This window comes from Methylosinus sp. Ce-a6 (genome assembly GCF_009811655.1).
Classification (GTDB): Bacteria; Pseudomonadota; Alphaproteobacteria; order Rhizobiales; family Beijerinckiaceae; genus Methylosinus.
This window is the reverse complement of record NZ_BGJX01000013.1, coordinates 22,021-44,631: the sequence shown is the minus strand read 5'-3', so window position 1 is coordinate 44,631 and position 22,611 is coordinate 22,021. Positions and strand designations below refer to the sequence as shown.

Annotated in this window: 24 protein-coding genes and 1 pseudogene; 17 read left to right on the top strand and 8 right to left on the bottom strand. The window is 60.3% G+C overall.

What is annotated here, in order from left to right; translation table 11 throughout:
- The first annotated feature begins 54 nt into the window (after nucleotides 1-54).
- Nucleotides 55-2,442 (top strand): DotA/TraY family protein, encoded by a 2,388-nt coding sequence (locus tag Mspo_RS10345; RefSeq protein WP_159729423.1) that lies wholly within the window; start codon nucleotides 55-57, stop codon nucleotides 2,440-2,442.
- A gap of 1 nt (nucleotide 2,443) precedes the next feature.
- A complete protein-coding gene (locus Mspo_RS10340; RefSeq protein ID WP_159729421.1) occupies nucleotides 2,444-2,995 on the top strand; it encodes a hypothetical protein in 552 nt (183 codons plus the stop codon).
- Between the two features lie 612 nt (nucleotides 2,996-3,607).
- Here Mspo_RS10340 and Mspo_RS10335 read toward each other — a convergent pair.
- The 4 genes from Mspo_RS10335 to Mspo_RS10320 all read right to left on the bottom strand — a co-directional run bounded on the left by Mspo_RS10335 (nucleotide 3,608) and on the right by Mspo_RS10320 (nucleotide 7,798).
- Nucleotides 3,608-4,156, bottom strand: coding sequence for a hypothetical protein (locus Mspo_RS10335; protein ID WP_159729419.1), 549 nt, complete (start codon nucleotides 4,154-4,156; stop codon nucleotides 3,608-3,610).
- A complete protein-coding gene (locus tag Mspo_RS10330) occupies nucleotides 4,143-5,261 on the bottom strand; it encodes a hypothetical protein (RefSeq protein WP_159729417.1) in 1,119 nt (372 codons plus the stop codon). Before Mspo_RS10330 ends, Mspo_RS10335 begins: the two co-directional genes overlap by 14 nt.
- 57 nt (nucleotides 5,262-5,318) lie before the next feature.
- Nucleotides 5,319-5,678 (bottom strand): hypothetical protein, encoded by a 360-nt coding sequence (locus Mspo_RS10325; protein WP_142864565.1) that lies wholly within the window; start codon nucleotides 5,676-5,678, stop codon nucleotides 5,319-5,321.
- 1,292 nt (nucleotides 5,679-6,970) lie between these two features.
- The gene (locus Mspo_RS10320; RefSeq protein ID WP_159729415.1) at nucleotides 6,971-7,798 is read right to left on the bottom strand and encodes a hypothetical protein; all 828 of its coding nucleotides are present in this window, start codon (nucleotides 7,796-7,798) and stop codon (nucleotides 6,971-6,973) included.
- Between the two features lie 262 nt (nucleotides 7,799-8,060).
- Here Mspo_RS10320 and Mspo_RS10315 point away from each other — a divergent pair, with 262 nt between their 5' ends.
- Nucleotides 8,061-8,267 (top strand): hypothetical protein, encoded by a 207-nt coding sequence (locus Mspo_RS10315; RefSeq protein ID WP_159729413.1) that lies wholly within the window; start codon nucleotides 8,061-8,063, stop codon nucleotides 8,265-8,267.
- A 34-nt stretch (nucleotides 8,268-8,301) separates the two neighbouring features.
- On the opposite strand, the gene Mspo_RS10310 is transcribed toward Mspo_RS10315, so the two are convergent.
- Nucleotides 8,302-9,015, bottom strand: a complete 714-nt coding sequence (locus Mspo_RS10310) for an IS6 family transposase (protein ID WP_159729528.1) — start codon at nucleotides 9,013-9,015, stop codon at nucleotides 8,302-8,304.
- A 97-nt stretch (nucleotides 9,016-9,112) separates the two neighbouring features.
- The gene (locus Mspo_RS10305) at nucleotides 9,113-10,579 is read right to left on the bottom strand and encodes a pyridoxamine 5'-phosphate oxidase family protein (protein WP_159729411.1); all 1,467 of its coding nucleotides are present in this window, start codon (nucleotides 10,577-10,579) and stop codon (nucleotides 9,113-9,115) included.
- A 421-nt stretch (nucleotides 10,580-11,000) separates the two neighbouring features.
- Between Mspo_RS10305 and Mspo_RS10300 the strand changes: the two are divergent.
- The 9 genes and pseudogenes from Mspo_RS10300 (at nucleotide 11,001) to Mspo_RS10260 (ending at nucleotide 17,358) form a co-directional block, all read left to right on the top strand.
- A pseudogene (locus tag Mspo_RS10300) lies at nucleotides 11,001-11,727 on the top strand (IS6 family transposase).
- Nucleotides 11,728-11,950: 223 nt separating this feature from the next.
- Nucleotides 11,951-12,391: a hypothetical protein gene (locus tag Mspo_RS10295; RefSeq protein ID WP_159729409.1), complete on the top strand. Its 441-nt coding sequence runs from the start codon at nucleotides 11,951-11,953 to the stop codon at nucleotides 12,389-12,391.
- A 122-nt stretch (nucleotides 12,392-12,513) separates the two neighbouring features.
- Nucleotides 12,514-13,257, top strand: a complete 744-nt coding sequence (locus tag Mspo_RS10290; RefSeq protein WP_159729407.1) for an alpha/beta fold hydrolase — start codon at nucleotides 12,514-12,516, stop codon at nucleotides 13,255-13,257.
- A gap of 13 nt (nucleotides 13,258-13,270) precedes the next feature.
- Nucleotides 13,271-14,107: a hypothetical protein gene (locus Mspo_RS10285; protein ID WP_159729405.1), complete on the top strand. Its 837-nt coding sequence runs from the start codon at nucleotides 13,271-13,273 to the stop codon at nucleotides 14,105-14,107.
- Nucleotides 14,108-14,186: 79 nt separating this feature from the next.
- Nucleotides 14,187-14,852 (top strand): hypothetical protein, encoded by a 666-nt coding sequence (locus tag Mspo_RS10280; protein WP_159729403.1) that lies wholly within the window; start codon nucleotides 14,187-14,189, stop codon nucleotides 14,850-14,852.
- 121 nt (nucleotides 14,853-14,973) lie between these two features.
- Nucleotides 14,974-15,654, top strand: coding sequence for a hypothetical protein (locus tag Mspo_RS10275; protein ID WP_159729401.1), 681 nt, complete (start codon nucleotides 14,974-14,976; stop codon nucleotides 15,652-15,654).
- A gap of 40 nt (nucleotides 15,655-15,694) precedes the next feature.
- Nucleotides 15,695-16,120, top strand: coding sequence for a hypothetical protein (locus tag Mspo_RS10270; protein ID WP_159729399.1), 426 nt, complete (start codon nucleotides 15,695-15,697; stop codon nucleotides 16,118-16,120).
- A 6-nt stretch (nucleotides 16,121-16,126) separates the two neighbouring features.
- The gene (locus Mspo_RS10265; protein WP_159729397.1) at nucleotides 16,127-16,609 is read left to right on the top strand and encodes a hypothetical protein; all 483 of its coding nucleotides are present in this window, start codon (nucleotides 16,127-16,129) and stop codon (nucleotides 16,607-16,609) included.
- On the top strand, nucleotides 16,525-17,358 hold the full coding sequence (locus tag Mspo_RS10260; protein WP_159729395.1) for an ankyrin repeat domain-containing protein: 834 nt from the start codon (nucleotides 16,525-16,527) through the stop codon (nucleotides 17,356-17,358). Before Mspo_RS10265 ends, Mspo_RS10260 begins: the two co-directional genes overlap by 85 nt.
- Nucleotides 17,359-17,396: 38 nt before the next feature.
- Here the strand turns inward: Mspo_RS10260 and Mspo_RS10255 are convergent, their stop codons facing one another.
- Both Mspo_RS10255 and Mspo_RS10250 read right to left on the bottom strand, forming a co-directional pair.
- Nucleotides 17,397-18,173, bottom strand: a complete 777-nt coding sequence (locus Mspo_RS10255; protein WP_159729393.1) for a LytTR family DNA-binding domain-containing protein — start codon at nucleotides 18,171-18,173, stop codon at nucleotides 17,397-17,399.
- A complete protein-coding gene (locus tag Mspo_RS10250) occupies nucleotides 18,170-19,279 on the bottom strand; it encodes a sensor histidine kinase (RefSeq protein WP_159729391.1) in 1,110 nt (369 codons plus the stop codon). The genes Mspo_RS10255 and Mspo_RS10250 overlap by 4 nt, the downstream gene beginning before the upstream one ends.
- Nucleotides 19,280-19,503: 224 nt before the next feature.
- Here Mspo_RS10250 and Mspo_RS20200 point away from each other — a divergent pair, with 224 nt between their 5' ends.
- The 5 genes from Mspo_RS20200 (at nucleotide 19,504) to Mspo_RS10225 (ending at nucleotide 22,568) form a co-directional block, all read left to right on the top strand.
- Nucleotides 19,504-19,956, top strand: coding sequence for a LuxR C-terminal-related transcriptional regulator (locus tag Mspo_RS20200; protein ID WP_306344960.1), 453 nt, complete (start codon nucleotides 19,504-19,506; stop codon nucleotides 19,954-19,956).
- Nucleotides 19,957-20,240: 284 nt separating this feature from the next.
- The gene (locus Mspo_RS10240; protein ID WP_159729389.1) at nucleotides 20,241-20,579 is read left to right on the top strand and encodes a hypothetical protein; all 339 of its coding nucleotides are present in this window, start codon (nucleotides 20,241-20,243) and stop codon (nucleotides 20,577-20,579) included.
- Nucleotides 20,572-20,934, top strand: coding sequence for a hypothetical protein (locus tag Mspo_RS10235; protein ID WP_201281676.1), 363 nt, complete (start codon nucleotides 20,572-20,574; stop codon nucleotides 20,932-20,934). Before Mspo_RS10240 ends, Mspo_RS10235 begins: the two co-directional genes overlap by 8 nt.
- 97 nt (nucleotides 20,935-21,031) lie before the next feature.
- Entirely contained in the window at nucleotides 21,032-21,700 is a 669-nt protein-coding gene (locus Mspo_RS10230; protein WP_159729388.1) for a hypothetical protein, read from the top strand.
- A 163-nt stretch (nucleotides 21,701-21,863) separates the two neighbouring features.
- Nucleotides 21,864-22,568 carry a hypothetical protein gene (locus Mspo_RS10225; RefSeq protein ID WP_244613313.1) on the top strand — a complete coding sequence of 235 codons (705 nt, stop codon included), beginning with the start codon at nucleotides 21,864-21,866 and terminating at the stop codon, nucleotides 22,566-22,568.
- Nucleotides 22,569-22,611 lie beyond the last annotated feature (43 nt).

Sequence of the window (22,611 nt, the reverse complement as noted above, 5' to 3'; positions counted from 1 at the left end):
TGGCTCCTTTTCGTCCCCCGAAATTGCTTTGACCAATCTGCACGCGAGGACGCCATGTCACGCCGAACCTTTCCCACTCTCTCGATCGCTCTCTTCGCCGTGGCTTGCGCCGCCCCGGCGCTCGCCCAATCCGCCACCCCGGCGGCGCCGAACTACGACGTCAGCTGGTCTGCCCTGGATCCAGGCCTCGACTGGGCCGCGGAAGTCATCAAAGCGGTATTCCCGATCAACGGTAGCAGTTGCAGCGGCGCCGCGCAGTCCGCGACATGCACCGGTTCCGCCGCCACCGTCATCGGCGAGTTGCTTGGGCGCTTCACCGGCTTCTCCATGGCTCTCGGCATGTTCTATGTGTGCTACCTGACCATCTGGAATATCTATCGCACCGCCGAGACCAGCAATCTCCTCACCAACGCGATGACCTCTATGTTCGTCGTGAGGATCGGCTTCGCCGCCATCATGATGTTCCCGATAACGTCTGGCTTCTCGATCGGTCAGGCCGCCGTCGTCCAAACCTCCATGTGGGGCATCGGCATGGCGGGGTCGCTCTTCAAATTCGCGATCAAGGCCATCGGACCCGATGCAATGGTCATCGCCACGCCGATCATCCCCGGCACGAAAAACATCGTTCTCGGCGTCATGGAGAACGAGCTCTGTCGGGCTTTCGTCAATGAAGCGACCGCTAACCCGCAGATCGCGCCGGCCCCCACCCCGACGCTCGTGTCCGGCTCGACGACATGGGCCTATTCGTTGTCCCCCGGCAATCAGACCGGCTCGCCGAGCTGCGGCACGATAACGGTCAACCAGCCCTCCGGCGCGCAGCAGCCCATCGCCGGCGTCAATACCGACATGACGGCCAAGCAGAAGGAAATTCTCCAGAACATCATCACGTCGGATATTCGTCCCGTCGCCGAGGGCGTCGCAAAGAGCTATTGGCAGACGAAGCAGACCTCCGCGCTCACTCCGCTGCTCGCCGCCTATCAGAATGCGACCCGCGACTACACGCAGCAGCTCACCTCTGCGGCGAGCGACATTCAGACGCAGCTGCAGAACGCCATCAAACCCCAGGATGCGCGGGCCGGAAAACTCGGTCTCATCAACAATACGACGACCGATCTGTCGACGCTCGGATGGGCGTCCGCCGGGTCCTATTATCTGACCTTCGCTCAGCTGAATGGCCGCACGCTGTCGCTGCTCAACGATCTGCCGATCGTCAACGGCCCGAGCTACAGCGGCTGGAGCAATGCGCTCAAGACAGATCTCGCGCCGCTGATCCAAGCCAGCGACAATTTTCTCGGGCAGCTGCGCACCTATGTGAACACCGCCGACGGGGCTAACCCGCCTGCAGGTAACGCCGACACGTTCGGAAATGCTGCGGCTCGCGAAGGCGGCTCCTGGATCGAGCGCGTTTTCCGTTCGATCAATCTCAACGAGCCGCTCTTGAACTATATCGCGAACAGCATCTCTCCGACGTCGAACCAGTGGTCTGACCCCTTCGGCTCGCTCATCACGCTCGGCCAATATCTCATGACCGCGGCGCTGACGGCTTATGGGCTCGCGATCGCCGCGTCGTCCGGGACCGTTCAGACGGGAGCGGCGGCCTTCTCGCTGCTCACCGGCAATTTCGCCGGGGCCGCCGCCGCCGCCGGTCTCGCCACGGTCTCCGACGTCTTCAAGGCGCTGTTGACGCCCTTGTTCTTCGGTCTCCTGGCGCTTCTCATTCCCGGCATCATGATCGCCTATGTGCTGCCGCTCATCCCCTGGGTGATGTGGATCGCCGGCGTGACCGGCTATCTGATCCTCGTGATCGAAGCGGTGATCGCCGTTCCGCTCATGATGGTCGCCCATATGACATTCGAGGGCGAGGGCCTGCATGGTCGCGCCATCCAGGTCTATGAGCTACTGTTCAACGTGCTCTTCCGGCCGGTCCTCATGCTCCTCGGGCTCTTCGCCGGCTATTTCGTGTTCTCGTCGGTCTCCTGGCTCATCCGGATAAGCTTTGGAGTCGCCGTGCATTTCGTTCTCGAGAAGGGCTGGTTCGTCACCAATCTGATCGGACTCGTTGTGCTCCTAGCTATCTTCGTCTTGCTGCATATCGTGGTCGCGATCAAAGCCTTCGGACTGATCTCGCTCATCCCGCATCATGTGCCGAAGATGCTCGGCTTCTCGCCGGCGAACCGTGTCGATATGGACGAGTTCAGCAAGGCGGCCGCGTGGACCGGCACCGAGGGGACGATCAAGACGCTCGACGGCTATGCAAGAAATCAGCTGAAAGGGGCAGCACGACAAAAAGGCCGCAATGGTGTAGGGTCATCGTCGACCCCTGCGTTGTCCTCTCCGCGAAAGGGTATCACTGGCCCCACTGATAGCTCCGCGAAGGGCGGGAGCGTCGACTCGACCTTGAGCGCCCAGACGGACGTCGGAGATCATAATAAGGACGGCTGAGATGCGCGACGACGACGAACCTGGCTCTGGAAACGGTATGCTTTGGTATGCGGTGGGTCGCTCAAGCGGCTATTCGAGCGGCAAGTCCGACGGCTATCGCGAGGGCGAAGACACCGGCTACTACGAAGGTGAGCAGGCGGCCCTGCGCAATCTCAACGTCCAGCAGGACGCCGAGTATCGCGCCGGCTGGCGTTCGATCCATATCAAAGATTTCAACGCCTGGATGGACCTCCTCAACAAGGAGCGGAAGCGCAATGCTCAGCTCGTCGCCGAAAATGAATCCCTGCGACAGTCTCTGGCCAACTCCGATAGTCATGGCGAAGAGACTTCCTGGAAACTGTTGAATACACAGAAATTCAAAAGCGGTCTGGAAGAATGTCTTTGGTCTCTGCTCAAGGCGGCAGAACAAGGCAAGGCAGAGCGTCCAGAGTATTCCGAACTCAAGTCTATCGTCTATCAAATGATTGATGCGTGGTCGAAGGGCGAGATCCTTTGCCGCCCTGACGCTCTGGGGCCACGAATCGCCGCTCTGTGGCGAGCACTCAAGACGTGATCCACTTCAGATAGCATGACGGCATTCGCGCAGCCTCGTCGCATGATGGTTTCGCACAGGAGACCCTCATGCGACAGCTCTTCCTCCCACTGATTTGCCTCTCCCTCCCGCTCGCGGCGTGTTCCTCGGGAAATGTCCACGCCCCAGCCGATTACGACGCGCCTCCCGCCCCCACAGTCAGGCATCCATTCTACGACCCCTCCGCCGCTTATGGCGAGGCCAACGCCACATGGAGGCCGCCGGTGATCGATAGGAACGGATCCGTGGTCAAGCCGGCGGAACCTTCCACCCAGGCTACCCGGCCCAACTACGAATCGGCGCCATGGGCGACCGGCGTGGCGGGGGGCTCCCGCAACGCGCCTCCCGGCACGTTCTGATCGTGGGCCGCACGCGATCGTCCGCCGATCGGCCGAATCACGCGAGCGAGCTGGCCTCGCTCGCCGTTGCAGGCCAAATGCGTCGGGCCATGCGCGGATAAAAACTGGGCATCGCCCGAGCCTTTTTCGCCATGCTGGAGATCGATCGGAATTGCAGCGCGCCATGCGTTTCTCGGCGCGGTCGTCGACGCCGCCGGCGACTTCGGCGGCGTCGAGTTGCGGATGCGAGCGCGTTTCAGCTCGGCCAAAATCGCTCGGACGTGGTGAGATATTCCCACGCCGTCGCCAGCCGCCGTGTTCTGAGCTGATAATTTTGCAGCCCGCTTTGAAACGCCGTCAGAAAGAGAAACAAGCAGAACGGCGCGAATTCCAGCACCGGCGCTATGCTCCAAGTCGTCCACGGCGTGATCGCGATCTCGAACAGCCAGTAGAAGAACAGCACCCAACCCGCCCCGAAAAAGAGATAGGCCGAGAGCGCGGTCTGCCGGCGACGGCGTAGCAAGAGGCTCTCGACCTGCCAGACTTTCATGCCGTGGAGAAAGGCCGTCGCCTCGAGATCGAAGTGGCGATCTTCATCGACTCTGAACCGCGTATCGCGCCGCAGGCAACGACGAACCCCGGCGAGCAATCCCGTCAAAACACGGCCTCCTTCGGTCACTTCGTGCTTCGGGAACGCACGTCCCGGTATGGAGCCGATCCACTTCACCCCGTTCCACCCTCTGTTTAGCGGCGAGATTCGTTTCGGTGTGCCCGATCGATTCGGCTTCCATCTATCGCGCCGCATGGCTCTCACTCCCTATCGACGCGATCACCGCATTCCAATCCTCCGGTAGCCCATCGACGCGCCCCTCGGAGCCGTCTTGCTTGCGCCAGATCACCGTCGGCGTCCCGCGCAGCCCGATCGCTTCGGCGATCGACATGTTTCGTCGAAGCAGCTCTTCCGTTCCGTTCAAGGGCGGCCCGTTCAAATCACCACGCGACCAGGCCGTCGCCATTTGATCGGCGGGCTTGCTCAACATCGCCAAGGCGCTCTTGGTGCTTCGGCCTTCATCCTCGTAGTCCAGCAACGACACGGGTATGATCGCGACGAGCACTCTCCCGGCCGCGACGAACGGCTGCAACTGCTGCAGAGCGCGAACCGAATATCCGCACAATGGATCGATGAAGACGTAGATCCGCGGCGCGGCTTCGGAGCCGATCGTTCCGAAGGTCGCGCTACGGGCGGCCTCCAATGCCGAGACGGTCTTGCCCCGGCCGGCGCTGCTGCCGGCTCCAATCTCCTTCTCGCCGCCGATCGTCACGGTCGGCGCCACCCCGGGCAGCGGCGTGACTTGTTCACGCGTGATGTTTTTTCCGCTCGCGTCCCACATCACGCCCGGGATCACCCGCTCGCCATCCGGCGTGACGTAGAACACCTGGAACTGTCGTCCATTACGCACGAACAGCCCACGCATCCCGTGGCTCACGCCGAGCTCAGTTACTCGTGGCTCGCTTCGTCCGGCAATCGTCAGCAGCAGATCTGCCGACAAATCGGTCTGCACGCCCGCGACGATCGCCTCGCCGTCCGGCATGACCTGCAAGATCATGAACTCTTCGCCCTGCCGCGCGACCACCGCGCGCAGGCCATGCGCTTGCCCCGCATCGAACAGCTGCGCGCCGGCTTTCGCGAGATGATTGAGCGCCGGCGTCCGCTCGATGAATTCCGTTGCAAGGGGTGAAAGCTTCGACGCGCCGAGAGCCACGCTCGCGGCGCCCTTCTCCAATTCGGACACGGGCGGGCCTCCTGACCCACCCGCGTCGTTCTCTGTTCCAGCCCATGATGTCCCTGGTTCGCCCAGGGCGAGCGTCCCGGCGAGTATCGCGGCGATCGTAACCGAATGCGATTTCATGGTGGTCTCCTTTCGACCACCAGCATCTGCAAATTCTGCGCGAACCCAAAGCGCAGACTATGTGATCGCTTCGAAATCGTCACATATCGATTTCAAAAGCTCGGTCAGGACATTCGGCCTTCCGACAAACAATTCCGTATATGCGGTCGCCAATGCCTTTTTCGCCAGCAGGTCGTCGCGAGTTCGCGGTGGAATGCCAGCGAGCTCGACAAAGCGGCGGTCGATATCGTCATCTGCCGCGACGCGGGCAATGATCGTCGTCATGCTGCCATAGCGAGTGAACACCAATTGGATGAGGTGATCGCATTGCTGTTCGAGTGTCATCGGACAGGCTTTGTCGACGGCAGCGTCGTCAATTCGTTCGTGCTTCGCCATTTCGCCGCACCCTGCTGAAAATAATGCCTCCCCCTGCTCCATAAAAGATATCGCTCTGACGCATAACATCGCGCCGTCACTTTTGGTTTCGCTGATCGGAATAGACGCACACGCAAAGGGAGGGGGTAGGAACCGCGCGCGCCGCCTTCGTCACAGGTCTCGGTCTCGAGAATACAGCAACATCTCCCCTACGCAATACCCCGCTGTTTCTGCTTCAAGAGTCGTCGCCATGCCAACGCTTGCGCCGTAACTTGCCTTCAGGACTCACGCCTTTCCAGAGTTAGTCTGCAGAGCGCATCGAAATCGCGAATCGGTGTCGAGTGAGTCATTTCGCCGCACCCATGATTCGCCGCTCGGCGTCGACGTGGCGCATTTCGAAACATTCGCGCCGAAGCGCTTCAACATCGATGCGTGTCGGTTCTGTTGGCCACGGCAGCAACGACTCTGACGTAAAAGAGAGTCTGATATGAAACAGAGATCGTCGAAACGGAAACGTGGCCTTCTTTTCGGTCGAGACGCCGCCTACGTTCGCCACATCGGAGAGTTCGATGAGTTACTGGAGAGCGCGCTCCCTAGACCGGGGTCGAGCGTCGGCGGTGAAGACTTCTCTCCCTTCACGGAGCCTATATGGAGCTGAAGGCGCATTTCCCGTAAAATGGATGTTGTCTGCGTGCCCTCGCAGCGCTGAGCACGCTTGTTGAGCAGCACGAAGAATATGCCGCCGCGCAGCAGTTTTCAGACGATCGATCAGAAGCTTCGTCGCGTAAAACAAGAAAGGCTTCCGGAACGTCACCGTCCCGAAAGCCCTAGCCGATCCACTTGCAGAATCAGCGAACCACTAGCAGAAATCGCTGTCAAGTGGCGACGTCGTTTGGGAGGGCAGACCGCTACTGATGTTTATACGGGATCGCGTTGCCGATTCCGATCATCCCGTTCGACATCAGTGTCGGGATGCATTCGGACGCTGGTCCGGGTGGAGTCCACTTCGTTCGCCAGGGCCGAAGGACGTCCTTATGGATCCAGGCTTTTATGCCGTGATCTCCCCAAATTATCTCGACGAAACCATCGACCTCGTTCAAGGGCCATTTTACGAACGCGGCCACTCCACTATGTCCAATTAGCTTCGACGCCTCGGTCGGAGCCGCGAACACCAGAGGCACCGCGCTGGGATCAAATCTACGTTCTTCCGGGATGTGGACTCTCAAACACTTATAACCCTCGATTGGCCTAACTGGCGTAAAGCTCCCGGCGCCGCCCGCTTGAAGCACAAGGAAACTTGCGGCGAGGATCGGATTGATTAATGAGATCATGATACTATTCCCTTCGCGTTACGGCTAATTCAAGACGGACTGTCCGGCCGTGGGGCCGACTCTGTTGGCGATGGATTGACGCCAATCGCCGACCGTCGTCGTTGGCGTAATGCCGTTCGCGGCCATCGTCTGAGGCGGCAAATGAACAATTCCTTCGAGGTTGTCGCTGTCGTTGGCCTTCGCCAAGTTGACGGAAGGGCCCGGGCCGAACTGATAATAGCCTCTCACGTCAATGAATGTCGGATCCTGGACTCCGTTATCTTGTAGGTACGTTGCGCCATTGTACTCGTATTGTGCGGCGCCCCAGGCTTGATTGGCGGGATCGTTTTTCCCGGCGAGGCTCGTGTCGATCCCTGCGTTCGGATTGTCCGCCGCCGCCTGATTGATCGTTTCCGTGTAAGTCGCATTGGTCATTTGAAACGCCCCGGAGACGGTTCCGGCGCCCTGGACGTTTTTGCAGCCCGATTCCATGACGCAGGTGGCGGCGAGCGACGCGCAGCTGACGCCGACCGTCGTTGCGGCGTCGCACGCTTGGCCGCCCCAAGACTGAGCGTTCATCGTTTGCAGCGGATCGCAGCCGCTGCAAGCCGTGTAGTCGATATTGCCGCCGCCGGGATTGTTGCCTCCCCCGGACCCGACATCTGTCGAGCCGGTCGGATAGGAGAAATTTGGCGCGCCTTTTTCCTGATAGGTCGGATGCACTGTTTGCGGGAGACCTCTCTCGGTAACGGGAACAGGATCGCCGGCGAAGGCGGGGACGGCGAACGCCAGCGAGAGAGCGGTTGCGAGCCTGGACATATTTCGATGGCGTATATCGCCGCGATGGGTTGGACGAAATATGACTGTGGACATGGGATCCTCGTGTTGGAAGACGTCCCGAGCCGAACATGGAGGTGCGCGTATCTCTATCGAAATTTCCCGATCACGGGACGGTCTTGCAATGCAGGGAGAATTCGCGCGAAACTCTCGAGCGGCCGGCGGCGCGCGACCTTAGCGGCGACGCGCGATTGCGACCGGGACGGTGCGCCCCGCGCGCTCGATCAAAATGAATCGCGATCTAGCGAACCCGTTGGCTAGTCATTGAAAAGTTCGCCAATCTCGAAGACGGGTCCTCATGACCGACACGACAGAGAGCCAAGCAGCAGACCAATCGCGGCGCTCGATCGACCGGGAGGCGCAAAAGCGCTCTCATGCCGAAGTTCGCGCGCTTCTCGATGAATTGATCGAGGCCTTCCCCGCCTGCTTCAAACCGCATGGCGCAAAAAATCAACCGCCGCTCGCCATCGGGGTGGAAGCGGAGGTTGCGGTGCAAATTTTGTGAATGCCGCGCGAAGGGGTCTGGTGTTTCCTGAAGGTCAGGCAGCCAGCACCGCGCTCCAGATTTCGGGCGCAGTTGTCCCGGCGGCTCTAAATTTGCTCAGTACGAATTGACCTTTCCTGATGCGATGCATGAGTTCGACGCCGGCGATCGTGATCGCCGCATGGCGGAATCGCTTGAACCCGAGCATGGGACCCAAACGAAGCTTGATGGATCGGTGATCCTGTTCAATGAGGTTATTCAGGTATTTCGAAGATCGAATTCGAGTCCGTGCGCCGCCTCGATGCTGTGCGAGAAGTTCACGCGCCGCACGATGTGACGCCTGATATCCGTCCAGCGTGATTTTGCGCGGCGGGCGTCCGTGGCTCGCGAAAGCACGACGGAAAAACGCTTTGGCAGCGGCGACATCTCGCTTGGCGCGCAACAAAAAGTCCACCGTCTTTCCCGCCTTGTCGACGGCGCGGTAGAGATAGACCCAGCGTCCTTTGATCTTGACGTAGGTCTCGTCGACGCGCCACGATCCGCCGACTTGGCGCGCGAAGCGGTTCCACCGCTTTTCGAACTCCGGAACGTAGCGCTGAACCCAGCGCATGATGGACGTATGGGCCAAAAACAAGCCGCGCTCCGCCATCATTTCCACGAGATCTCGGAAGCTGAGCTTGTATCGCAGATACCAACGCACGCAGAGAACGATGATTTCCCGGTCGAAATGGCGTCCTTTAAAAAGTCGTCCACACTCAGCATCGCCTATTGCCTCAGCGTCCGGTTGCGCCCACGGAGGGATTATGTCCCGCTCACGCCGTTCGCACCAGAGCCTCGCGGATGTTCACTCCGTCGAGTAGAGCATTCTACAATCCGATTGGGTCGGGGAATACGGCGTCGGTCTCGCTAAGGCCCGACAGATGCGCATGTCGCGCCGCGAACGCCTCCGCCGACTCCCGCTCCCAATAGCATCGCGACACGCCGCTCGGATCGAGTGGCCGCCCGAGCGCCTCTCTTTCATGTTGCCAACGCATATCGTAGTTTGGAAGACGATCTGCGCCGAAATAGGCGGGCTTCTTACCATGATGGGCAAGGCCGCCCGCATTCAGACTGCAGGGCGCCCGAGCGGGATCGAGCCAGTTTCCTGTGACTGGTTCTTCTTGCACCGAGATTTCGCGAACGACCTGTTCGAACCAATACTCCGGTCGCGCCGCGGGACCGCCGTTACGCCGACGACGCATGGCCAAGCTCTCGGCGATGTGTGGGAATCGAGTAGTAATTTCGACGTCTTCGACGATCCGCGTCGGACCGGAAGCGGTGACCGCCGAAAACCAGCTATGATCATCCCACAAAAGCAGCGACGACCAAGGGTTCGACCAGAGTTTAGCGGCGTGGCCATGGACGGCGTTGCCGGCGAAATAGGGGACGAGTGTCAAAGTCTGACTATTGTGGCGGGCAGCGAAGCCCGCCATGCCGAACTCACCGTCACGCGGCGAAACGCCGGGCAGTCCCGAAGCGGAGACTGTCGCCTGCAAAATCTCGAATTGGCATGCGAGCAGGCGATCGAGCGGCATGAGCGACGTCCAGCGCGCTCGTGCGACGTCTGTCGCGTCGCCGCGCGGTCGCTTGACGAAAAGATTTTGTGAGCATTGTGTGAACGCTTCCTCCACTCCGCCAACGAGGAAGACGACGATCGATCCCGTCGCGGCGGCGGCGCGACGCCAGGGATCGAGCGCGCCAGCAGCAAGCCCGTAGTCATACTCGACCTGAGCGGGCTCCAGGGCTTCGACCGCAAATAGCGTAAGATGCAGACCCATCGCGTCAGGATCATAGGGATGCAGCGCAAGAAGCGCCATTTTCCCGCTACCGACCGCTGACCCGACGAGATCGATCATTGCCCCAGAGGCCGAGCGCGTGGCCGCCCGCACGCCCGGCTCGGCGCATAGCATCGAAGCGCCGCTCGCAAGGCGCTTGTAGGCCTCTGGCGCACGGCCGGCACCAGCGAGCCAATCCAGCAATGCGCGCGCTTCTTCAGCGTCTTGCGGTCGCGGCAAGAACACGGCCGCGGCAATCGTCTCCCGATCGAGAACGACGAGTGGCGACGCCCCGTGACGAGCCTCCGCCATAGCGAGAGCGACATGTCTGACTCGCGACCATGACGCGCCGTGACCACCGCCGCCTGCGGCAAAGACAGCCTGGATCGCTGTTTGGGCAAATGCGCCCATCGTCGGATTGAGGTATTGACGGTACTGACGAACGTAAAAATTGTCCGCCCCTTTCATCGTGACGGAGCCTTGCTTGGACGCATTCGCATCGCGCATATATTGGAACACGTGTTCCGCCGCAGGCCCAGGAGCGCCCGCACGACGCAACCATCGCTCAGCGAAGGGCTCGCGTAGTCCTCTAGGCAAAGCTCCCGCCAGTCGACGCAGCATCGCGCCACGGCGGTTCGCCTGGCGGTTATCCTCACCGGGGATTTCGTGGGAACGGGCGCGAAAGCTTGGAATGGAACGGAATGACATGGACATGAGATCGACACGCGATGAGAAGAGGCGGCCAGCGACACGCATTAAGCGGACAGTCGTGGCTGCGGAGATGTGACACTCGGACGAACGTCCATTCGTGCTCCGAGACTATCAAAGCTCAGCCGCGCATTTGAACCGCGGCGATGACCCGGTATTTTTTCGACGGACACGCAGAGCGATCGATGCCGTCGTCAAAATGCTATTGACCAATTTGAAGCCAAGCGCCTCGATGACCTCTCGAAACGGCTCTGGTGCGAACGGCGTGAGCGGGTTCAAAGGGCGCCATTTCGACCGCGAGATCATCACTCTCTGCGTGCGCTGGTATCTGCGACACAAGTTAAGCTTCCGAGATCTCGTGGAAATGATGGCGGAGCGCGGCTAGTCGTTGGCCCATACGACCATCATGCGCTGGGTTCAGCGCTACGTTCCGGAGTTCGAAAAGCGGTGGAACCGTTTCGCGCGCCAAGTCGGCGGATCGTGGCGCGTCGATGACCTACGTCAAGATCAAGGGGCGCTGGGTCTATCTCTACCGCGCCGTCGACAAGGCGAGAAAAACAGTGGATTTTTTTCTGCGCGCGAAGCGAGATGTCGCCGCCGCCAAAGCGTTTTTCCGTCGTGCGTTCGCGCGCCACGGACGGCCCCCGCGCAAAATTACGCTCGACAGATATCAGGCGGCACATCGGGCGGCGCGCGAGCTTCTCGCACAGCATCGAGGCGGCGCACGGACTCGAATTCGATCTTCGAAATACCTAAATAATATGATTGAACAGGATCACCGATCTATCAAGCTTCGTTTGGGGCCGATGCTCAGGTTCAAGCGATTCCGACATGCGGCGATCACGATCGCCGGCGTCGAACTCATGCATTGCATCAGGAAGGGTCAATTCGCGCTGAGTAAATTCAAAGCCGCAGGAAGAACTGCGCCCGAAATCTGGAGTGCGGTGCTCGCTGCCTGATCCTAACGAATTGCCGGACCCCATCGCGTAGCTATCGGCACAAATTGCACCGCAACCATTTCGAGCGCCTCGTCGGCCGCTCTGATCTGGCACGAGAGCAATAGTGTACTGGTGCTCCGGAGCATCTAGGCACGAGCGTCGAAGCAAGTGTTATTGAAGCAGGCCGAAGCTGGGCGTTCAAAAAACCAACGTGTCCCAAGCCTTTCCCGATAAGGAACGAGCGATGAAAATTTCCACGCTGGCATTTCGCGCACACCCGCCGGAGTCGACGGCGCCGAGGGTTGCAGAAAAACCACAGAGCGCTGACCCCTTTGAGTCGTACTTTGCAGAAGCGCAAGTAACGACCGCCGAGGTTAATGCATCACGGGCATGGAGGTTCGGCCAGCCGGACTTTGCTAACATAGCCAAGGCTGAATATGTGGCGTGGGGTAAGAGCAAGTTCGAGCAAGGCGAAATCACGCTCGATGATCTGTTTCAAGTTCAGTTCGCCGGCGGGGATTTCGATGGAAGCGTTTCCTCCGATACGGGAAAACACGACTTCGTGGCGTTTTTCAAGGGCCTGATCGAGAACGAAATCAAAGTGCGTCGGGCGTCGGATCCGCAGTCGATGATCCCTGCGTATCGTCATGTTCTGGCGTCGATGTCGCGGGACGATAGAGGATGATGGACGAGACTCGACGCAATCGAGAGAAAACACTACTGGACTCCATGCTACGCATTCGACGCTCCGGCCGTATCGTCGCGATGCTTCTCGCCACGATACTCGCAGTTGGCGGCTGCGCCTCGATGGAGGGCGTCGCCACTTCGGTCCTCGCCGAGCGAAAGGTTGAGCACGTCGTCACAGGAAAGGGCGCGCCGGCCGTTGTGTTCGAAAACGGGCTCGGCGGTCGACTGGAGTGGTGGTCGAAGGTTCTGCCGGACATCGCGACCGAAACCACCGTCTTTGCCTATAATCGTCCCGGCATCGGCGCGAGTGCGCCGGCGACGACGCCGCGCGATGGCGTCACCATCGTCGAGGAACTCCGCGCGACGCTTCGGGCCAAGGGGATTTCGCCGCCTTATGTGCTGGTCGGCCATTCCATCGGCGGTCTTTACGTCCAACTCTATGCGCGCCGTCATCCCGACGAAGTGGCCGGCCTCGTGCTGGTCGATTCGACGCATCCGGAGCAGTTGAGCGGCGCCGGCGCGCGCGAGAAATGGCCGGTTTTGGTCAAGCTCGCCATCGACGTGGCGTCTCCGGGGGTCGCGCAAGAAGAGCTGGACGCCCTGCCGGCGACTGGCGCGGCGCTCGTCGCCTTGCCGCCGTTCGCCGGCAAGCCCGTAACGATCCTCAGCGCGGCCAAGCCGATGAGCGAGAGCTCCGAACTCGCTCGTGACAGCAACGCCAAGCGGATCGACATTCTCCGCCTCAATCCCGGCGCCCGCCAAGTGTGGGTCGACAGCGGTCACGCCATTCCGCTCGAGAAGCCGGAGGCGGTCGTCACCGCGGTCCGCGAGATCCTGTCGACCCTGCGTCACCAACAGCGCTGAAAGGAACGCCGCTATGGACCACGGCAAGAGCCTGACGAACAGCATCTCCTCGGCAGAGTCCCACCCTTCGGCAAATAAGAAGACTGTATGGTCATGTGTGATTTCAGGTGCTTCGATCGCTTGGGCGGGATTCGCCGGTCCTGCCGCAGCCTGTTCAGACCTCCCCAATATCTGCGAACAACAACAGCAGGTGCACAACTGGAACATGGAGCGTGCTCGCGAGGCTGCGCAGGACTATTACGAACAACAAGAAGAAGAGCGCCAACGTCGTCGTGATCTCGCCGCGGAGGCGGCGCAGCTGCCTGACAAGACCCAGAGGCTGCTCGACTCGACGCTTGCGATGGCCAACATCGCCAAGAACACGATCGAGGACTCGGCGCGCATGACAAAAGACCCGCGCTATTCCTGGGTCAGGAACGGCAAGTGGGAATTCTTTCAAGACACGCACACTAAAAAGCCTGGCGAGTTCTGCGCCGCCATGTTCATCAATGCCCACGGCGCGGTGCGCGTCTCCGGGCCCGGTGACGACTATCGAGGAGCCTTGCTGACATTCTGGGGTCCGAACATTCCGAAGCCGGCCGCGGTGCGCACAATTCAGGTTTCATTGATGCAGTCGGATGACGGGCAGACGCAAACGGTGAACGCCTTCAACTACACTGATCGCAGCTACAAATATGAATATGGCGTCATAGCGCTCGCGGTGCCGACCGCCGACGCGCTCCTCTCCAACATGCAGGACAAGCTGGGCTTCCGACTCGATGTCAGCGGCGAGACCGTGCTCGATATCGGATGGCACAGCGGGTTCATGGCCCGCGATAAATTAAGCCGTTGCATCGGTAAGCGCGGCTGAACGAGAGATCGCAAAACGCCGCATGTTTTCGCCATTGATGAATCTGAACACGAACGATTGCGAGATGGTCGAGACTTGCATGACTTATAAAAGCTCCACCCGGGTCGCTGCGCGTCTTTGCGCCTTGGCCCTCCTCGCGCAAACCTCGGCCTGCAGCGCAGAATTGCCGCCGGACGTTCCAATGGTGCCAGACGCGCGCAAATTCGTCGTTTCACATACCGATGCCGGATGCGACGATACCGATAACGCACACGTCATCAAGGATGACCGAATGATCGTGGTCGCGCAGAGCGGCAGATTCGCCACTGTCATCTACGATCTCCATTGCGAATATTCCGCCACCCGGACCCGCGTATTTCTTCAGTGGCGGACTTACCAGGGTTACCGGCTGATGCAATTCGCAAAGCCCGTATACGAGCTTCGATGGGCGGACGACCTTCGTTCCGAGTTGGCGGAAAAGCCCAGAGCGACGGGATACGAAGTCGCGACCAGACTTCCGAACGGGAAAATCAATCCGAACAGTTTGGAAATCACGAGCTACGACCTTTGGGGCCCCGATCAGGACTCCGGCGAGAATGGGTCATGGCGCTACCAGGAGAATACCGGACAGTATGCTTTGACGTCATTCGAGGTCGATCCTTACAGCGAACAGGGTCTCGAACCGAAGAAAGCCGCCGCGTTGAGAGGTAAGCGCTTCGTGCTTTTCCCGATTGAAAAATGCGTGAGCGAGCCGGCCGAGAAGTGAGCCACTATCGGAGCCTCGAGCGGCCGTCCGTGACTGGAGCAAGGATGAAACGAGCGCTGTCGCGCCGATGCGGATTGTCGAGTGCTTTCTCGATTGGCGATGTTGAAGGAACCACGACGAGATGATCTATAAGATCTTCACCCGCTTCACTATTGTTTTCGCCCTTATCGCGTTGGCGACCGGCGCCTCGATTGAGGCGTTCGCTGCGAGCAGCCCGCTCGAAACGCTGCTCTTCGCCTTCGCGCAGGGCAAGCGGGACAAGGAGATCGCCGCGCTTTCGAACATCGATTGGAAGGGTTTCGCCTATCCCGAGGACTCCGAGAAGGACCTCGGCGTGACTTACCATTTGCAGGGGCGACTGCGCCTGAGGGGATTTGGCGACGTCGATCTGCCGGTCGGGATCGGCTCGAGCGCAACGAGCAAAAGAGGCAATGAAGGCGACGCCTCGATCGACGTCGTCTTCCACAGCGCCAAAGGGGTTCGCGGAATAGAGCTTCAGAAGTTTTATCCGAACAGCAATTATCAGGAAATTCTCCAAAGGCAGCTGAGCGCCGGGACCGTGACCCTGCTTTCCGACAATTGCAAGACGGACGGATATGGCGATCAGCTCGATGACGAACACACTGCCTTTTTCCGGATCAATCTTCTCGCCGAGCCCAGGCCGATTTTTGTCCGCGCCGGTCGTAATGAGGATGGCGGCAAAAACAGCCCAGGAGAGACGTTCTTTTCCTTCTCTCTGTTCACGCCCGGGAGCGATATGACGAAGAGATCCTGCGTCACCCGCATCGAGCCGCTTCGATGAGTTCGTCGCGGTTCGGAACACGAACGTAAAGGAGGATGATATGCGAACAGCTTTGTTGGCGTCCTTGTTGAACTTGCTTCTCACGGGCGTCGCGGGGCGCGCACTTGCGATCGATTGCCCGAACGTAGACGTCGACAAGGTCAAGCGCGCGATTGGCGATTTGTCGGAATTTTACGGCGACGTTCCGTCCTGCCTCGACTGTCAAAGGCAAAGCAAGCCGATCGAGCGGCTGATCTGCCAAAACAGCGGATTGAGACTCATGGAAATTCTGGACACCAAGGCTGCCGTCTACGCCTATGAGAACGCCACCAAGACACAGACGGTTCATTCGAAGCCGGACTGCTCGTTCATTCGCAAACAGCTTTCAAATAATTGCGCCGACGCGGTTTGTGTTTGCGGAAATCTGAAAGAGCACACGAACGACTCGCGAGGCGGAGAGTCCCCCTATTCCGGCGAGACTCGTTGATTCGAGTTGAAATCGATCACAAATCGATGGAGCAGCACGTCTATGGCAGGGATGCGTTTCCGATCGCTGGCGAAGGCTTTCGGTCTTGTGATCTTTCTGGCGTCGCAGCCGGCCGATGCGAGCGGCAGGCTGCCAGTCCCGCCATCTTCGCAAACGCTCGCGTCGCATCGAGCATGCGTCGAGGAACTCGAGCGCCAATATGCCGAGGAACAGCGACGCGTCGTCAAGAAGACTCTCGATGCCGACGGCTCCGACCATGAGACGTCGCTGGAAACAGCGGGCATAGAGCGGACGGGGACCGACACCGCCCGTTATCAGGCGACCGTATGGCATCATCATGGGCGCGTTCGGACCGATCTCGGACAGATCGAAACGAGCCATAGCTTCGAGACACGCCTGCGGGAATGCAAAGGCGCGACGCTCCACATCAGTGGCGAGATGGGCTACACTTTGAGCACATTCGAGCCGTGGAAGAAGTCCGCGCCATGAACTGGGCGAAGCGATCGGCCAAGCTTTCTCGCCGGAATTTTCTCTTGGGTGCAATTAGCCTGCTCCAGTTCTTATTGCCGAAGCCGAGCGGAGGCGAGCCGAGCTCTCGCGAGATATTCTTCGACCCTAAGGTCGTCGCGCTGCTCGACGCAGCCATGCAGGGGGACAGCAAGCGCGCCGCCGAGCTCGTGGCCGCGGGCGCCGATGTGCGATCGAGAGGCGATAGAAACGTCACGCTGTTGCAATGGGCTATGCTCAACAAAAGCCATATCGCCTTTCAAGCGCTGCTGAATGTCGGCGCCGACCCTGCGCAGCCCGGAATCGACGGCGATACGACGATTCACTTTGCCGCCAAAGCGAACGATCCGGCATATCTTCGCCAGCTGCTGACGCGCCGCATCGATGTCGACGCCCGCAATGAGTTGACCGGCAGGACGCCTTTGATGGCGGCCTTGATGTGGGGGCGGGAGCAACAGTTCGAAATGTTGCTCGCCGCCGGAGCGCGTTTGAATCATTCCGACAACATGGGCAATACAATTCTGCACGTCGCGGCGCAGATCGGCGATCCGGCAAGGGTCCTGAGAATCTTACAGCGAGGAGCCCCGGCCGCGGCACGCAATCGGCAGGGCAAGACTTTCCAGCCTTATCTCTTCATGACGCAGGAGCGTCTGCTCACCGTAGAGGCGCGGCGCGCGCGGCAGTCGGTCGCCGAGTGGCTAGCACAGAACGGCGTTCCGCTCGAACAGTGAGCACGGTCCTACGGAAGTCGGCCGAGAAGGCGCTCACGCTATGCCCGCGTGAGCCTCGCGCGGATCGACGGCGCATAGGTTCGCCCCACGCGCACTTCCGAACCATCGCTCAAAATCGCGATCAGCGCCGCGAAAGGCGCCTGCTTGATACGCGTGATGGCGCTGCGGCGCACAATCGCTCCACGATGGATACGCAGGAACTCTTCGCCGTCGAGACGGCGTTCGAGCGAGGACAGGCTCTCCTGAAAGAGATAGTCCGCGCCGACGACATGGATACGCACATAATCGCGTTCGGCCTGAAAGCGGATCACATTGGCCAGCGTGACGCGCAAGTATTCGCCTCGCGCCTTCACCCAGAACTCGGTCGGCTTTTTCGGCTGTTCGGTCAAAGCGCGCTTCAGGGAAGCGATCGTTTCCTGCAATTCGGCGACTCGGTCCGCCTGATGGCGCGCGCCCGCGGCAATCCGCGCGCGCTCCAGGGCGCGGGCGAAGCGCCCCGGCTCGATCGGCTTGGTGACGTAGTCGACGGCGTTGGCCTCGAAGGCGCGTAGGGCGTGATGGTCGAATGCGGTGACGAAAACGACCACCGGCGGCTCCGGTCCGAGGCTTTCCAGAACATCGAAGCCGCTACCGCCCGGCATTTGAATGTCGAGCAGAACAATGTCGGGCCGAGATTGTTCCGCCGCGCGACGAGCCTCCCTGGCGTCGGCGGCTTCGTCGATCCGCCCGACCCATTCCATCTTCGCGAGCAGACGCAAGAGCCTGCGGCGCGCGAGCGGCTCATCGTCGACGACGAGAATCGTGAGCTCGCTCATGCGAGCCGCCACGGGAGCTCGATGAACGCGCGGTAGCGGCCGGGCGCGACCGGGCCGGATGAAAACGAGCTGTCGCCTTGAAAGCGGGCGTGCAGCCGTTCCGCGACGTTGCGCAGACCGACTCCCATGCCGGCAGGCTTCTTGCCGTCATCCTCGATGGGCATGTCGTTCTCGACCGTGACCCGAAGCCGGTTTGCCTCACGGCGCGCGCGCAGCGCGATCTCGACCTTGCCGACAGTGGCGCCGACGCCGTGCTTGATTGCGTTCTCGATCAGCGGCTGCAGGATCAGGCTCGGCACAAGGGCGCTGCGCACGTCCTCGGGCATGTCGATGCTGAACGCCATTCGGTCAGAGAAGCGCTCGCGCTCGATCTGCAAATATTCCTCCTGAAGAGCCAGCTCATCCGCCAAGGACACGTCATGCATGGGATCGAGCGACAAGGTCGCGCGCAGGAATGTCGAGAGCGACAGGACCATGCGCTCGGCGCGGGTGGCTGATCCCTCCTCGATCAGGCCGGCGATCGAGTTCAGCGTGTTGAAGAGAAAATGCGGATTTACCTGGTACCGCAACGCGCGCATTTGCGCCGACAGCGCTTCCTCACGGGCAGCGGCTAGCCGACGTCCGCGGTCATGGAGTTCGAAACTGAAGATGAGGCTGACGAACAGACAGGACCAGCCAAAAAACAACGCCGCACCTAAGGCTGTGTCGTTGATGAAACTATTCCAGTCGTGAGCCGCCAGTTGTGGCAAAGGGTAGACAGCTTGAGCGGCATAGCCCAATGCAGCCCAAACCGGCGCCGCTGCTAGGGAGATCAAGAAGGAAGATATGACGAAAATCGGCAGGGAGCTTTCCGATGGCCCGCGACGGCTCGCCCACCTATCTAAGCAAAACAAAATATACGAAATTCCAGCCGTAATAAACCATCCGGATCCATATCGAAGAATTTTTTCTGCAATATATGCGACGCGTTGGGTGTAGTCTACAGATTCTGTTGTTTTAAGAATCCAAAGAACAACTGATGAAAGGAACGCGCCACCCCAATAGATCAGGCCGAAACGAATTGTGGCCTGACGGATGGCGCATGCGTTGGACGATCGCTTTATCATCCTTCATTTCCTCTTCAGATTTACCCACGGCGACTTCCGTTCACCGACTCGTGGCGCCATCCGCAGCGCTTCCGCAAAGCCGTGCCGTTCGTCCCCCCACAGTCGCCATTCGCAGATTCTCGCCGCCGCTCGTCGCCGCGCTCGCGCTCGTCGCCGGAAGTCGAATGAACCCTCGCTCCTGCGATGCTACGGAGCTGGGAAAGGGACCACGCGGAAGTTTCAGCATGGACACATACGACATTTCGGACATCGCGCCAAACCTTCAGGACAGCGGGCATTCAGGAGGCCGCTCGATGATCGAGCAAAGTGCGATTGCGGGCGTCGTTTTGTTCGCAGTGCGGACCAAAGACGCGGACGATATTCTCGCTCGCGTGCGTCACATGCTGCCGGAGGGCAGCGTGCTCTATGCGCGGCGCGAAGCGGCCGGCGCGCGCGACTTGTCCCTCACACACGGGCTGGCCACGCTGACGGTGCGACAACGCGACATTCTGCGGCTCTTGATGCATGGCCTGTCGAACAAGGAGATCGGCCGGCGCTTGAAACTGTCGCATTTCACGGTACGCAATCATGTCTCGCAACTGTTGAGACAGTTGAACGTCCCCTCGCGCAAGGCAGTCGTCGCTTTGCTGAATGGCGCCCTCGCCGCTGATGCGCATGTCCTGCCCCTATCCGATTGACGGCGCCGGACGAGCGTGTTCCTCGCCCCGAGGCGTCATAGGACATTATTTGTCGCGTCTCTCTCAGGGGCAATGCGCGCATCGTACCGGTGCGTCGGCGTAATTGATTTCGCGAGGACCGGATGGCTCCATGCCTTATCCGACGATTTGGGATTTCAAAAACTATGCGAAATTGTTGCGCCTTGCTCATCCTGCTCCTCACCTTCGGCTCGGGGTCTGCGCAGGATTCAAAAAAAGCGCTCCAAGAGTGGATCGACGATCCGAGTCATGGAAGTTTCCAGGGGATGATCCCCCTGAGCGGCAAGAAGCACGGAGACTATCATCGCGGCTATCGCTGCCCGAGCTACGAAGCGGCGACTTTCGTCGTTTCTATCGTCGAGAAGGCCCATCTGCACGAGAAGAAGCCGGAAGCATTGCGCGCCACGCTTTTGCGCTCGCTCGCCGAGCAAGGATGCAAGCCCGCGGCCGCCGGACGATACCGGCCGCTGCAGCTCGGCAACGTCTCGCAAATCGATAACGGGCCGGAGGCGGGCGAGGAATGGAGCGCCCTACGTGTCCAGGCGCCGGATGGAGCGGAGATTGGACTCGTTTACGACGCGAGCATCTACGGGATCGATGACTGAAGCGCATGCAAAAATGGGGACCGCGATGATCGACTTCCCCGGCTGGAGCCGGCATAGGCTGGCTTGGCGCTATGGACTGGCGCTCGTCGCGATCACTTTCTTCGCCTTCTTGCCACTGCTCTCTCTCTTCGCCGCGAGCCTCGTCGCGAGCGCCAACAGCTGCGCGCTTGATGAAGGCAATCCGCACCCCTGCCTCATCCTCGGTTCGGACGTGGGACAGACCCTCTACAATATGGCGGTCGGCGGCTGGCTGATGATCTTCACCCTGCCCATCGGCGCCGGATTGTTCGTCTTGTGGCTGCTGGTCCTCGTGGTTCACTCATGGCGGCGACGTAAGCGGCCATCGTTCGACTGAACCGGCTGACACGGCGATGAATTTCCCCGCCACGCCGCCGTTCTCCTTTGCTCATCGGGCGAACGCTATCCGCTCACTCAATCTTTGAGGTCGCGAAATGTCCAGAAAGACGCCTTCCCTGCCAGCCGGCGCCGGTTCTCGCCTAGTGACCGTCCTCGCGCTTGCATCGCTTCCCGCATTGGCCGCGTCGCCAGGTCCGTTCAGAGCCGTCGATCGCGACTCTCCGTCGAATTATTGGATCGAGGACCGTAGCTGGGGCGGCGGCGCTCGCTTTGTGTTGAATCTGAAACAGAGCCTAGCAGCGGACGCGGCGCACCGAGATTTTCTCGCCGGAACCGAATTCGAAACAAAAGTCCGGGCGCCGTCCCTGAAGTTTCTCGCGGGAGGCGACCCTGAATTTACGTTTGGTTGCGTCGACCGGGATCCGGCGAAGAGCTACTGGCGCTTTCGCGTCGGAATCACGCCGCCTGGATCTGGCATCACGAGCAAGGACGAGATCGCGTATGAGAAGGGCATAAAATATTACTTCGGCGCGCCGGGAATGCTCGTTCTCCTGGGCGAGGCGGACAAGGAGATAAGGCGCATTGCGCTTGCGCCGAGCGACGACGCGCTCGAAACTGCCGCTCTGACGCAAGACGATGTCGAAGCCATCCTGAACGCGTCCGTGATCCGCGCCAAGACGCCGCGGATTTTTTTCGAATCTGGAACCTCGGCGCTGAAAGCGATGATCGACGGAAATCCGAAGCTTCCCTGCGCCGCGCGGTGAGCTCGTGTGTCGATCGGCATCCCTCCTCTCTCTGGAAAGTCAGGGGCGTAAAATATCAGAAGCAAAGCGCACGGCGTCGCCAGAGCGTGTGTCGTCACGATCACAGGGCTCGGAGTCTCGCATCGCTCTCGGTAGAGGCCGCCCCTCGGCGGCCGACACGGCGATGAGTCCACCCGCCACGCCGCCGTTCTCTTTTGCTCATCGGGCGAACACTATCCGCTCTCTCATTCATCGAGGTCACAAAATGCCTAGAAAGACGCCTTCCATGCCAATCGGCACCAACTCCCTCCTCGCAACCATGGTCGCTCTTCAAATGCTCGTGGCGCTTCCCGCGATGGCCGCCTCTCCGGCGCCGCTCAGAGCCGTCGATCGCAATCCTCGGGCGAATTGGATCGAGGCCTTTGACTGGGGCGGCGGCGCTCGCTTTGTGTTCGATCTGAAACAAAGCCAGGAAGCGGGCGCGCCTTCCCTGAATTTTCTCGCCGGAGGAGCGCCAGAATTTGCTTTCGGTTGCGCCGACCAGGATCCGACAAAGAGCTACTGGCGCTTCCGCGTGGGAGCCACACCGCCCGGATCGGGCATCACGAGCAGGGACGAGATCGCCCACGAGAAAGGCATGAAATATTACTTCGGCGTGCCGGGGATGCTCGTTCTCCTGGACGAGGTGGACATGGAGATAAGGCGCACTCCGCTTACGCCGAGGAACGGCGCGCTCGAAACCGTCGCTCTGACGCAAGACGATGTCCGAGCCATCCTCAACGCATCGGCAATCCGCGCCGAGACGCCGCGGATTTTTTTCGAATCCGCAACCTCGGCGCTGAAGACGACGATCGACGGCAATTCGAAGCTTCCCTGCGCGACGCGGTGAGCTCGCGTGTCGATCGGCATCCGCTCCTTCTCTCAAAGGTCAG

Bases quoted from the DNA above. Each gene is read 5' to 3' on its own strand.
- Mspo_RS10250 (WP_159729391.1), bottom strand. From the start codon at position 19,279: ATGATAAAGCGATCGTCCAACGCATGCGCCATCCGTCAGGCCACAATT.
- Mspo_RS10275 (WP_159729401.1), top strand. From the start codon at position 14,974: ATGATCTATAAGATCTTCACCCGCTTCACTATTGTTTTCGCCCTTATC.
- Mspo_RS10330 (WP_159729417.1), bottom strand. From the start codon at position 5,261: ATGAAATCGCATTCGGTTACGATCGCCGCGATACTCGCCGGGACGCTC.
- Mspo_RS10240 (WP_159729389.1), top strand. From the start codon at position 20,241: ATGATCCCCCTGAGCGGCAAGAAGCACGGAGACTATCATCGCGGCTAT.
- Mspo_RS10345 (WP_159729423.1), top strand. From the start codon at position 55: ATGTCACGCCGAACCTTTCCCACTCTCTCGATCGCTCTCTTCGCCGTG.
- Mspo_RS10335 (WP_159729419.1), bottom strand. From the start codon at position 4,156: ATGCGGCGCGATAGATGGAAGCCGAATCGATCGGGCACACCGAAACGA.
- Mspo_RS10290 (WP_159729407.1), top strand. From the start codon at position 12,514: ATGGAGGGCGTCGCCACTTCGGTCCTCGCCGAGCGAAAGGTTGAGCAC.
- Mspo_RS10340 (WP_159729421.1), top strand. From the start codon at position 2,444: ATGCGCGACGACGACGAACCTGGCTCTGGAAACGGTATGCTTTGGTAT.
- Mspo_RS10255 (WP_159729393.1), bottom strand. From the start codon at position 18,173: ATGAGCGAGCTCACGATTCTCGTCGTCGACGATGAGCCGCTCGCGCGC.
- Mspo_RS10270 (WP_159729399.1), top strand. From the start codon at position 15,695: ATGCGAACAGCTTTGTTGGCGTCCTTGTTGAACTTGCTTCTCACGGGC.
- Mspo_RS10235 (WP_201281676.1), top strand. From the start codon at position 20,572: ATGACTGAAGCGCATGCAAAAATGGGGACCGCGATGATCGACTTCCCC.
- Mspo_RS10315 (WP_159729413.1), top strand. From the start codon at position 8,061: ATGACCGACACGACAGAGAGCCAAGCAGCAGACCAATCGCGGCGCTCG.
- Mspo_RS10295 (WP_159729409.1), top strand. From the start codon at position 11,951: ATGAAAATTTCCACGCTGGCATTTCGCGCACACCCGCCGGAGTCGACG.
- Mspo_RS10280 (WP_159729403.1), top strand. From the start codon at position 14,187: ATGACTTATAAAAGCTCCACCCGGGTCGCTGCGCGTCTTTGCGCCTTG.
- Mspo_RS10285 (WP_159729405.1), top strand. From the start codon at position 13,271: ATGGACCACGGCAAGAGCCTGACGAACAGCATCTCCTCGGCAGAGTCC.
- Mspo_RS10260 (WP_159729395.1), top strand. From the start codon at position 16,525: ATGCAAAGGCGCGACGCTCCACATCAGTGGCGAGATGGGCTACACTTT.
- Mspo_RS20200 (WP_306344960.1), top strand. From the start codon at position 19,504: ATGGACACATACGACATTTCGGACATCGCGCCAAACCTTCAGGACAGC.
- Mspo_RS10325 (WP_142864565.1), bottom strand. From the start codon at position 5,678: ATGGAGCAGGGGGAGGCATTATTTTCAGCAGGGTGCGGCGAAATGGCG.
- Mspo_RS10230 (WP_159729388.1), top strand. From the start codon at position 21,032: ATGTCCAGAAAGACGCCTTCCCTGCCAGCCGGCGCCGGTTCTCGCCTA.
- Mspo_RS10320 (WP_159729415.1), bottom strand. From the start codon at position 7,798: ATGTCCACAGTCATATTTCGTCCAACCCATCGCGGCGATATACGCCAT.
- Mspo_RS10225 (WP_244613313.1), top strand. From the start codon at position 21,864: ATGAGTCCACCCGCCACGCCGCCGTTCTCTTTTGCTCATCGGGCGAAC.